The 9,874-nt window shown below is 66.4% G+C and carries 11 protein-coding genes; 8 read left to right on the top strand and 3 right to left on the bottom strand.

Annotation, left to right across the window (positions count from 1 at the left end; all coding sequences use genetic code 11):
- From ACLP25_RS16085 to cobU, 5 genes are all read left to right on the top strand, one after another.
- Positions 1–786 (top strand): MBOAT family O-acyltransferase (locus ACLP25_RS16085; RefSeq protein ID WP_442470189.1); only part of this gene is annotated, 786 nt, incomplete at its 5' end.
- A gap of 2 nt (positions 787–788) precedes the next feature.
- On the top strand, positions 789–1,904 hold the full coding sequence (locus ACLP25_RS16080) for an alginate O-acetyltransferase AlgX-related protein (RefSeq protein ID WP_442470188.1): 1,116 nt from the start codon (positions 789–791) through the stop codon (positions 1,902–1,904).
- Between the two features lies 1 nt (position 1,905).
- Positions 1,906–3,078, top strand: a complete 1,173-nt coding sequence (locus ACLP25_RS16075; RefSeq protein WP_442470187.1) for an alginate O-acetyltransferase AlgX-related protein — start codon at positions 1,906–1,908, stop codon at positions 3,076–3,078.
- Positions 3,079–3,086: 8 nt separating this feature from the next.
- Positions 3,087–4,184 (top strand): alginate O-acetyltransferase AlgX-related protein, encoded by a 1,098-nt coding sequence (locus tag ACLP25_RS16070; protein ID WP_442470186.1) that lies wholly within the window; start codon positions 3,087–3,089, stop codon positions 4,182–4,184.
- Positions 4,185–4,197: 13 nt separating this feature from the next.
- On the top strand, positions 4,198–4,746 hold the full coding sequence (gene cobU / locus ACLP25_RS16065) for a bifunctional adenosylcobinamide kinase/adenosylcobinamide-phosphate guanylyltransferase (protein WP_442470190.1): 549 nt from the start codon (positions 4,198–4,200) through the stop codon (positions 4,744–4,746).
- 153 nt (positions 4,747–4,899) lie between these two features.
- On the opposite strand, the gene ACLP25_RS16060 is transcribed toward cobU, so the two are convergent.
- Positions 4,900–5,646, bottom strand: coding sequence for an RES family NAD+ phosphorylase (locus tag ACLP25_RS16060; protein WP_442470185.1), 747 nt, complete (start codon positions 5,644–5,646; stop codon positions 4,900–4,902).
- Positions 5,624–6,007, bottom strand: coding sequence for an MbcA/ParS/Xre antitoxin family protein (locus ACLP25_RS16055; RefSeq protein WP_442470184.1), 384 nt, complete (start codon positions 6,005–6,007; stop codon positions 5,624–5,626). The genes ACLP25_RS16060 and ACLP25_RS16055 overlap by 23 nt, the downstream gene beginning before the upstream one ends.
- A 417-nt stretch (positions 6,008–6,424) precedes the next feature.
- On the opposite strand from ACLP25_RS16055, the gene ACLP25_RS16050 reads away from it, so the two are divergent.
- From ACLP25_RS16050 to ACLP25_RS16040, 3 genes are all read left to right on the top strand, one after another.
- Entirely contained in the window at positions 6,425–7,180 is a 756-nt protein-coding gene (locus ACLP25_RS16050; RefSeq protein ID WP_442470183.1) for a M48 family metallopeptidase, read from the top strand.
- A 376-nt stretch (positions 7,181–7,556) separates the two neighbouring features.
- A complete protein-coding gene (locus tag ACLP25_RS16045; protein WP_442470182.1) occupies positions 7,557–8,168 on the top strand; it encodes an LLM class flavin-dependent oxidoreductase in 612 nt (203 codons plus the stop codon).
- The gene (locus tag ACLP25_RS16040) at positions 8,165–8,575 is read left to right on the top strand and encodes an LLM class flavin-dependent oxidoreductase (RefSeq protein ID WP_442470181.1); all 411 of its coding nucleotides are present in this window, start codon (positions 8,165–8,167) and stop codon (positions 8,573–8,575) included. Before ACLP25_RS16045 ends, ACLP25_RS16040 begins: the two co-directional genes overlap by 4 nt.
- Before the next feature lie 408 nt (positions 8,576–8,983).
- Here ACLP25_RS16040 and ACLP25_RS16035 read toward each other — a convergent pair.
- A partial coding sequence (locus ACLP25_RS16035) for a phosphatase PAP2 family protein (protein ID WP_442470180.1) occupies positions 8,984–9,874 on the bottom strand: 891 nt, incomplete at its 5' end.

The following is a 9,874-nucleotide window of genomic DNA, read 5'->3' as shown; positions in this document are numbered from 1 at the left end:
GTCGTCGCGCCGCTCGCCCAGGTCGCCTTCGATCACGTCTCCGGCCGGTCGCTGCCCGAGGCTTGGATCGGCCTCATCGCCTATACGATCCAGATCTATTTCGACTTCGCCGGCTATTCGAACATGGCGATCGGGCTTGGAATCGTGCTCGGCTTCACCTTCCCGCGCAATTTCAACATGCCCTATACGTCGCTCTCGATCACCGAGTACTGGCGGCGTTGGCACATCTCGCTGTCGTCGTGGCTGCGCGACTATCTCTATATCCCCCTCGGCGGCAACCGCGGCACGAACCTCAAAACCTACCGCAATCTCATCACCGTGTTCGTGCTCTGCGGCGTGTGGCACGGGGCGAACTGGACCTTCGTGCTGTGGGGCCTCTGGCACGGCGCCTTCCTCGTGGTCGAGCGCCTGGGGCTCAAGGCCTGGCTCGACCGTCTGCCGGTCGCCATCCGCTGGCTCTACGCGCTCCTCGCCGTCATCGGCGGTTGGGTGCTGTTCCGCTCGGCGGACCTTTCCACCGCCGGCGACTATTTCTTGAGCCTCGTGGGGATGAACGGCGCGGGCGACGTGAGTTTCGACATGCACGACGCGCTGAGCGACCGGGCGGTGACCATGCTCGTCATCGGATGCCTGCTCGCGATCCTGCCCCGCTTCCGGTTGCGCCTCTCCGCGCCTCAGCTCATCAGGGCCGCGGCCGACGCGGGCTGGACCTTCGCGCTGCTGATCGTCTCCATGATCACGGTGGCGGCGGGGGCCTACAGCCCCTTCCTCTACTTCAAGTTCTGACGATGTTCGCTCGAGGCCGACGCTACTTCGCCGTGCTCGCCTTCCTCATGCTGGCGGCGCCGCTCGCGGTCGGCGTCGTCATGCCGGACGGCGCTGCCTCGGTCCTCAAGGAGGGCCGCCGGCCCGCGCCCGCGCCGAACGCCCCCGAAAATCTGGCTCAGCTCGCCGAACTGCCCGCCGAGGTCGACGCCTGGCTCAAGGACCGGTTCGGGCTGAGGCAGGTTCTCATGCACGCCTACCGCCAGCTAACGAAACCGGTGCTCGGTTCCGGCGGAGGGTCGGTGCTGATCGGCCGCAGCGGCCGGATGTTCTATCTCGGCGACGACATGGTGCGTCAGAGCGCCGGCCTCGTGATGCGCGACCAGAAAGTGTCGGACGCTGTCGACCTCGTCGCCGAAATCGACGCGGCCCTGCAACATAAGGGAATCCGCTTCCTCGTCGCCGTGCCGCCGAACAGTTCGACCATCTATCAGGACGAACTGCCGGTCTGGGCGCAGAACCGCGGCCGCGACACGGAGTACGATCTCTTCTTGCGCGACCTTCGCGCGCGCGGGATCAAGACGATCGATCTCCGGCCGCCGGTTTCGGCGGCGCGCGGGACAGGCGAGATCTTCTACCTGCACGACACGCATTGGACGTTCCGCGGCGCGATCGCCGCCTTCAATGCGGTCGTTGAGGCCGACCGCCATCCGGACTGGCGGATCGATGCGGAAGCCGCGCTCGGCGCCCCGGTCGTCCGCAACGGCGGCGACCTCGCCCGCATTCTCGGCGTCGAGGATCAGACCACGGAGAGGGCCCGCATGCTGGCGGTCCCGCCGGCCGGCAAGGCGACGAACCTGACCGGGGGGCCGACGCCGGACTCCGAGATCGACACGGGGCGGCCTGGGCCGACCGTGCTCATCATCGGCGATTCCTTCACCGAGAGTTTCTTTCCGCCGCTGCTGGCGCAGCATGCCGGGCGCGTCAATTGGATGCACTTCCAACACTGCGCCTTCGACTGGACGGCGATCGACCGCTACCGTCCCGACGAGGTGTGGTGGATGCCGACCGAACGGGCGCTCTATTGCGATCCCGGCGCGCGGCCGCAAGGCTTCGCGGCCGAACAGGCCGCGAAATAGCATGGACGGCCGAGCCGAAGCGGTCGTCGGCGCAACCCCGCGCCCGGAAGGGGAGGCCGCGGCGCGGCCGGCCCTTTTGGCGCGTCGCCGACGCCGGTTTGCGGCGCTGGCCTTTGGGCTGCTCGTCGCGCCCCTGGCCGTCGGCCTCGTTGCGCCCGACAGTCCGGCGACCGTCGAGGCCGAGGGACGTCGGCTCGCGCCGGCGCCCGGCGCGCCCGGAAGCTGGGCCGACTGGCTTAAGCTACCGGCCGAGACCGACGCCTTCCTCAAGGATCATTTCGGTTTGCGCCACGCGATGATCCAGGCCCATCACGACCTGACCAAGCCCATGCTCGGCTTCGGCGGCACGGAGGTGCTGGTCGGTCGCGACGGGCGGATGTTCTATCTCGGCGACGACCTCGTCCGCCAGAGCGCGGGACTCGTGGTGCGCGACGAGCGGGTCGCCGAGACTGTCGACATGCTCGCGAGAATGCGCGACGAACTGCAGAAGCGCAGGATCAGGTTCCTCGTCGCCTCGCCGCCGAATTCCGCGACCATCTACAACGACGACCTGCCGGTCTGGGCGCAGAACAAGGGGCGGCGCACCGAATACGACCTCTTCCTCGCCGAGCTCGCCAAGCGCGGAATCCAGACGGTCGATCTCCGTCCGCCGCTCGCCGCGGTAAAGGCCGTCGACAAGGCCTATTTCCTGTACGATTCGCACTGGACGGCGCTCGGGGCGATCGCGGCGTTCAACGCGATCGCGGAAGCCGACGGCCACACGGACTGGGCGATCGACCCCGAGAGGGCGCTTGCGCCGCCGAGCCTTCGGACGGCCCTCGACGTGGCGCGCGTGGCCGGCGTTGAGAAGGGCCTGAGCGAACCGAACCAGGAGCTCGGCCTGCCTGAAGGCCGGCGCGAGGCGGAGCTGTCGCCGCGGCCCATGCCCGATCACGTCCAGGCCTCGGACCAGCCCGGGCCGACGGTCCTGGTGATCGGCGATTCCTTCACCACCGACCTCTTCACCACCATGCTCGTCCAGCATGTCGCGCGGGCGATCTGGATCAACCACCAGCGCTGCGGCTTCGACTGGAAGTGGATCGACGTCTACCACCCCGACGAAGTCTGGTGGGCGCCGACAGAGCGCTTCATGAGCTGCAAGTCGGGCGTCTGGCCAGTTGGGCTCAGCCGGTGACGCCCACGATGATTGCGCGTCATCGCCGCTACTTCGCATGCGCCGCCGCGCTTGTTCTCGCCGCGCCGCTCATCGTCGGCCTCGTCGCGCCCGACGGCCCGGCAAGCGTGCTGAAGGAGGGACGACGGCTCGCGCCCGCGCCGGGCTGGCCCGCAACCGGCGCTGAGTGGCTCAACCTGCCCGCAGCGCTCGACGCCTATCTCAAGGACCATTTCGGCTTGAGGCAGGCGCTGATCCGGGCGCACAAGGACCTGACCAAGCCGATGCTCGGCACAGGGTCGGACTCGGTGCTCGTCGGCCGCGACGGGCGGATGTTCTACCTCGGCGAGGAGGCGGTGCGGCAAAGCGCCGGGCTCGTCCTGCGCGATCAGCGCGTCGCCGACTCGGTCGACCTCGTCGCGGCGATGAACGCGGCGCTCGCAAAGCGCGGCGTGCGCTTTCTGGTCGCGTCTCCGCCGAACGGCTCCACCGTGTACCAGGACGACCTGCCGGACTGGGCGCAGAACCACGGAGGGCGGACCGAATACGACCTTTTCCTCGAAGGGCTGGCGGCCAGGGGCGTGCGGACGGTCGACCTCAGGCCGGTCATGGCCGAGGCGCGGACGGAGGGCGCAGCCTATTTCCGCCATGACAGCCACTGGACGGCGCTGGGCGCGCTCGCCGCGTTCAACGCGGTGGTCGAGGCGGACGGCCATCACGACTGGCGGCTCGACCCGGCGACGGCGCTCGACCCCCCCTCGCCGCGCCAGGGTGGCGATCTGGCGCGGATGCTCGGCGAACCGGACGCCGTCAGCGAGGACGTCGAGGAACTCAAGCTGCCCCCGGGCGAGAAGGAGCTGCTGACCTCGGACCCCTACGGCGACTTTGTGCAGACATCGGGCCATCCAGGGCCCACAATCCTGATTCTCGGCGATTCGTTCACCGGCGCGCATTTGGAGCCGATGCTGCTCGGCCACGTCAAACGCGTCGTGTGGTTGAGCTATCAGCATTGCGGGTTCGACTGGGGGGCGATCGACAGGTTTCGTCCGGACGAGGTGTGGTGGATGCCGACCGAAAGGTTTCTCGTATGCGATCCGGGCGTGCGCCCGCTCGGCTTTCCAGGGTAAGGCAATGGCCACGATCACGGTCGGCGCGCGCAGCGTCCTCGTGCTCGGCGGAGCGCGCTCCGGCAAGAGCGCCTATGCGCAGAGACTCGCCGAGGCCGCTGCGCCCGCGCGCCTCTATCTCGCGACCGCCGAGCCGGGCGACGCCGAAATGGCGGACCGGATCGCGCGCCACAGGGCGACGCGCGGCGAAAGCTGGACGACGCGCGAGGAGCCGCTCGACCTCGTCGAGACGCTTGCCGCCGAAGCGCGGCCGGGCCGGGTCGTTCTCGTCGACTGCCTCACCCTGTGGCTCACGAATCTGATGTTCTCCGGCCGCGACGTCGAGGCCGAGGTCGGGCGGCTCTGTGAAGCGATCGGCGCGCTCGCGGGCCCGGCGATCTTCGTCTCCAACGAGGTCGGCCTGTCGCTCGTGCCCGAGACGCGGCTCGGCCGCGACTTCCGCGACCTTCAGGGCCGGGCGAACGCGACGGTCGCGCGCGCCTCGGACGCCGTCGTTTTCCTCGCCGCCGGCCTGCCGACTCTCCTGAAGCCCGCGCCGCAGCTCGACTGGCGGCTTTCGTGACAGGCTGGCGTCTCGGGCGAACGCCGCGCGCGCGATTCGAAATCTTGCGCTGTGCGCCCAGTTGGCTCAGCAGGCGGTCGCCTCGATAAAGGCCAGACGGGTTCTATCCTCGCTGTCAAGCCGAGCCTTTTGACGAGACCGGCCGTCTTTCCCTCATCGCTCCCACCTCATGTCCGCGATCCGCGGATCGGCGGCGAAAGTCGTCCGGTCGAAGTCGATCTCGGCGCGGGGGAACTCCCGGAGCGCGAAGGCGCCGCCCGCGCCGACGCCGATCCGCCACGTCTGATAATCGAGCGGATAGGGCTCGGCGAAGGCTGAACATTTGAGCACGGCGGCGCAGGCGCGCGCCTTGGGGTCGCGAACCGACTCATAGCGGAGGACCTCCGCGCCGGCCTCGCGCGCAGCCTCCGCGAGCGCCTGGCATCGCGTCGTGTCGATCGGGTCGCGCCACGCCGTTCGATCCGCGTTCAGCGGCGGCAGGGTCAGGTCGAGCGCGCGGCCCGTCCTCACGGAGGTCGAGAAGCCGGTATATTCCGAAGGATTGACCGGCCAGGGCGTCGCCGGCGATTCCGCGAAGAACAGGAGCCGGTAGAACGCCATCTCGGCGACCGCGGTCTGTGGCTCTTCTGCGGCGTAGAACACGCCGAGCGTCGCGCCCGCCCTGCGGAAGCGCGAGCCCCGGGCGCCGGGTCGATAACGGAACGGCGTCGACAAGAGATAGTCTAACCCGCGGCAGTCTTCCGGAACGACGGGCTTGGTTGCCTCGATCAGATCCTCGAGCAGCCGCTGCTCGGCGTTGGAATCGACTAGTTTCCGGGTCGAGACGAGGTGCTGGCCCTCGACGAGGCGCCAAACGCGTCGTTCGTAGGGCGCAAGCTCAGATCGGAGCGCGGCTGGCATCCAGATAGGCGATGACATCGACAAGGCCAGCGACAGTGCGGATCTGCTCGATCGGGACGCCCCCGAGGGCAAGGTTCAGGTTCGTAAGCCAAGCGCGAGCGGCGGCTTCGTCGCCGCCGACGATCGCGTCGAGCGACCGGAACAGCCGAACGAACAGAACGCCGAGCTCGAACGCCTTCGTCCGGGCGTCGAGGCAATAGTCGCCACGCTTCATCCGCGACACGGTGGCCTCACTGACGCCCAAAATCGGCGCGAGCGCGCCGGCCTTGATGTTGAGCTTGTCCGCCGCTTTGACGACGGCCTTGGTCAACACGGATCCAGCGTCCGGATTCGCCGAAGGCTTCGACGCAAGAACGGGCATGATCGGATTCCTCCTTGCAGCAGAAAGATTACGCCATAATTATTTCCTAGGAAAGAGGGAGCATCGAAATTGTCCGTCCCACTTCAAAAGAGTGCGATGCGTCAGAAGGGCGGCACGCGAGAGCATGACGATCTGAGGTCGCGCCGAGGGCCCTCACCCGGCCGGCTGGCGGCGTCCCTCTCGCCCTGGGGGCAAGGTGGCCGGCGACAGCCGGCCGGATGACGGAATGCCGCGCGATTCGATCTCAATTCATCTCGCTCTAACGAACAGGCCTTTGAAGAGGAACGAACGCCCGCTTCGGGCGTTCGCTGGCGTCCGCGGCAGGCGCCGCCTTTCGCCACATTTTGGCCCGGGCGCGAAGCGTTGGATATTGGCCGCCAGACTCCGATTCGGGCGAGAGGACTTGCGGCGCTTACGATGGCGATGGGTGGATTGTTGCGGCTGTTCGATCGCGGGCCGGAGCCCGCGAGTCTCGACGTTGCTCACAACGGCGAGATCTATCGCGTCGCGATCAACCGCTCGACCCGGTCGCGCCGCTTCACCCTACGGGTCCGCACGGCGAACCGGGACGTTCTGCTCACCATGCCGGCGCGGGCGTCGATGAAGGCCGCGCGCGAATTCGCCGAGCGCCATTCGGCCTGGATCGGCGTGCGGCTCGCGCGGCTGCCGCGGCCGGTCGCCTTCGAGCCCCTGGCGAAGACCCCGCTGCGCGGCGTCGACCACACCATCGTCCACCGGCCCGGCGCGCGCGGCGTCGTCTGGGTCGAGGCGGGCGAGCAGGGCCCGCTTCTGTGCGTCGCCGGCGAGCGGCCGCATGTGGCGCGGCGGGTCGCCGACTTTATGAAGCGCGAGGCGTTCAAGGACATCGAGGCCGCGGTCGCCCGCCACGCCCGGGCGATCGGCGTCCAGCCGAAACGCATCGCCGTGCGCGACACGGTCAGCCGCTGGGGCTCCTGTTCGTCGGCGGGGCGGCTCAGCTTCTCCTGGCGCCTGATCCTCGCACCGCCCTACGTGCTCGACTATCTCGCCGCCCACGAGGTAGCGCACATGCTCCACATGAACCACTCGCCGAAATTCTGGGCCGTCGTCGGACGCACGTCTCCCGACGTGAAGCGTGCTGAGGCGTGGCTCAAGGCGCACGGCGCGAGCCTGCACCGCTATGGGGCGGAGTGAAGACCTAAGCCGAGGTCCGGACACTAGCGCCTCCGCCCCCCTTGTGAGGACGGCAAGCGGTGGGGATTCCGCCGCCCCCTGAAGGGCAAGCAAGAACCGAAACGCCTGAGGCGAAAAGCCGATAATGGACGAGCATGACGCGAGTTCGTCGCGACCGATTCAACGGCTGGAGTCGACGTTAAGAGCCCCGCCGAACTGGACCTTCCAACGCCCTCTACGCTCGCCGCCCTCGACGCGGGCGGAAGTTCTAACTGACCTCTTGATTGGCTGGCGCAGTCCGGAGATGACAGAGCTTGCCGGCCGCAGGAGACTTCCTTTGTCGGATCGAATTCCGGCTTGGCGGACGCCGGGCCGTGACGTCTTTAGGGAGGAAAGCATGAAGTTCGGCGTGTTCGATCATGTCGACGACAGCGGCCTGCCTTTGAAGCGCCACCTTGAGAACCGGCTGAAGATAATCGCGGCCTACGACCGGTGCGGAATGTACGGCTACCACGTGGCCGAGCATCACGGTACGCCTCTGGGCTACGCCTGTTCTCCTTCGATCTTTCTTGCGGCGGCGGCCCAGCGCACCAAGCGCATCAAAATCGGTCCGCTGATCTACATCTTGCCCCTCTATCACCCGCTCCGGCTGATTGAAGAGATCTGCATGCTGGACAACTTGTCGGACGGCCGGTTCATGCTGGGTATGGGGCGGGGAATTTCGCCGATCGAGGCCGGCTTCTTTGGCGTCCCGGCCAGCGAGATGCAGGCGCGCTATTTCGAGGCGTCCGACCTCATCCTCAAGGCGCTCCAGTCCGAAACGCTCACCTACCAGGGCAAGTACTACTCGTTCAACAACGTGCCAATGAATTTGCGCCCGATCCAGAAGCCGCATCCCGAACTCTGGTACGCCACGCGCACTCCAGAAAGCTTTGAATGGGCCGCGAAGGCGGGCGCCAACACTGTGACGCTGGCGTTCGATCAGCAGGTCAGCAGGTCAGGGACATGACAAACCGCTACAAGAAAGCCTGGCTCGAAGCCGGACACGACATTAAGGACCTGCCGTTGGTCGGCGTCAGCAGGCACATCGTGGTGGCCGAGACCGACAAGGATGCAAAGGTTCTCGCCTCCCGAGCCTACAAACGTTGGTTAAGTAGTTTCCGCAAACTCTGGCTCGACAACGGGTACAACGCGCCGCTGACGGACCTCTACCCGGACACCTGGGAGGAGCTGGAAGGCATGATGAATGGCTGCGCCGGTTCGCCCGTTACTGTACGCCGCTACGCGCTCGAGGAGGCGGAGCGTTGCGGCTCCAACTATCTCGTCTCTTGGTTTGCATTCGGAGACTTGGAGATCGACGATGTGATCCGGTCGGTCGAGCTGTTCAGCGAGCATGTGATGCCGTCGTTCGCCTGAAATCAGACATGGCGCCCGAGGCGGATGTGCATCGTAGCTTATTGAGATCCTGGCTCGCGTCGCGCCGGAGCCGGCCTGACGATGCGAGTAACATTCTTCGCCGGATCGGAACCGGGGGATGCTGCGTCACGGATGCTGCGTCACAGTTGGTCCATTGGTCGGGAACGACCGCTCCTGGGGCGAGTGCCTGCCGTATCGGGACCAAGTTCAAACGCGCGCTTACGGTCGCATTTGACCCGTTCGCCAAGCCCTCCCGCAAGGGCCGCTCCTTGCGCACTGCCGTCGTCTGCGGTGCTGTTCGGACGTAGGAAAGTTCTGGCCCCGTCACGGTTATCATTAGACCCATGTCCGGTCGCCAGATAAAGCCGACGCTTTCTCTCATTGATCCTGGTTATCAGCGTTCGCCGATCAAGACCGTCCAACAGCGTCAGCTTCAATAGGTTGACGATTCACGGCGACAGGGTCTTTCGGGGACAGCACCAGTCCGGCGACCCCGAGCCCAATGGCGACGCCGAGCAAGAGACCTCCGATGATATCTGACACAAAGTGATAGTTCCCCCCGATCAGACCCGCAACCACGACCACGACAATCGTCGCCTCCAGGACTCTCAGTTCAGGCCAGACCAGCCACAGAATGGTCGCGGGCGCTGTGACGACGCTCGTATGACCGGACGGAAAGGAACCCCACCCGTCTCCGCCGTGAAACGGGAAAAACCCATAGGCGCCATCGCGAATCCAAGACGGATTATCTCCGAGCCAGCTTTCGGGCCAGGTTCGTCCGAACGCCTCTTTGGCCATGCCGCTGATCACGAGTGAGGCGAAAACCGAGAGGCACAGAGCTAAGGCGATACGGCCGCGCATTTTCGGCCGCCAGCCAGCAGTGGCGGCTATCGCCAGGACCGCAAAGACCAATGCAGTGAGCGGTCGGATTGCTTCGGCTGGGCCCGCCATAAAGCTGAAGGGGCCAAACCTGAGCATATGACCATGAAAATTCGCCGCGAACCAGCTATAGCGCTGATACCCAAGGTGTTCGTGCACCCATGTGGCGACTGGCCTGTCGATCAGCGCTACCGAAACGCAGACCAAAACTGTGCACATCGCGGCGGCTGCAACGATCCGGAGCCGCACTCCAAGACCGTTTCTCCACAGGGCTTTCCCCGCGTCCTGACGCTCCGCCAAAGGCGTCGCCCCGGCGACGTCCTCAAGCGACTCTGACTCTCTGGAGGTCATCAATGCCCCATCCGCATCGAGTGTCCATTGGAGAGCACAGCGGCATTTCTGCGCGTCGTTCACCGACGA

It is taken from the genome of Roseiarcus sp. (assembly GCF_052145395.1).
In the GTDB taxonomy this organism is placed as follows: domain Bacteria; phylum Pseudomonadota; class Alphaproteobacteria; order Rhizobiales; family Beijerinckiaceae; genus Roseiarcus.
This window is presented reverse-complemented; position numbering and strand designations above follow the sequence as displayed.

Bases quoted from the DNA above. Each gene is read 5' to 3' on its own strand.
- ACLP25_RS16080 (WP_442470188.1), top strand. From the start codon at position 789: ATGTTCGCTCGAGGCCGACGCTACTTCGCCGTGCTCGCCTTCCTCATG.
- ACLP25_RS16075 (WP_442470187.1), top strand. From the start codon at position 1,906: ATGGACGGCCGAGCCGAAGCGGTCGTCGGCGCAACCCCGCGCCCGGAA.
- ACLP25_RS16070 (WP_442470186.1), top strand. From the start codon at position 3,087: ATGATTGCGCGTCATCGCCGCTACTTCGCATGCGCCGCCGCGCTTGTT.
- ACLP25_RS16060 (WP_442470185.1), bottom strand. From the start codon at position 5,646: ATGCCAGCCGCGCTCCGATCTGAGCTTGCGCCCTACGAACGACGCGTT.
- ACLP25_RS16055 (WP_442470184.1), bottom strand. From the start codon at position 6,007: ATGCCCGTTCTTGCGTCGAAGCCTTCGGCGAATCCGGACGCTGGATCC.
- ACLP25_RS16050 (WP_442470183.1), top strand. From the start codon at position 6,425: ATGGCGATGGGTGGATTGTTGCGGCTGTTCGATCGCGGGCCGGAGCCC.
- ACLP25_RS16045 (WP_442470182.1), top strand. From the start codon at position 7,557: ATGAAGTTCGGCGTGTTCGATCATGTCGACGACAGCGGCCTGCCTTTG.
- ACLP25_RS16040 (WP_442470181.1), top strand. From the start codon at position 8,165: ATGACAAACCGCTACAAGAAAGCCTGGCTCGAAGCCGGACACGACATT.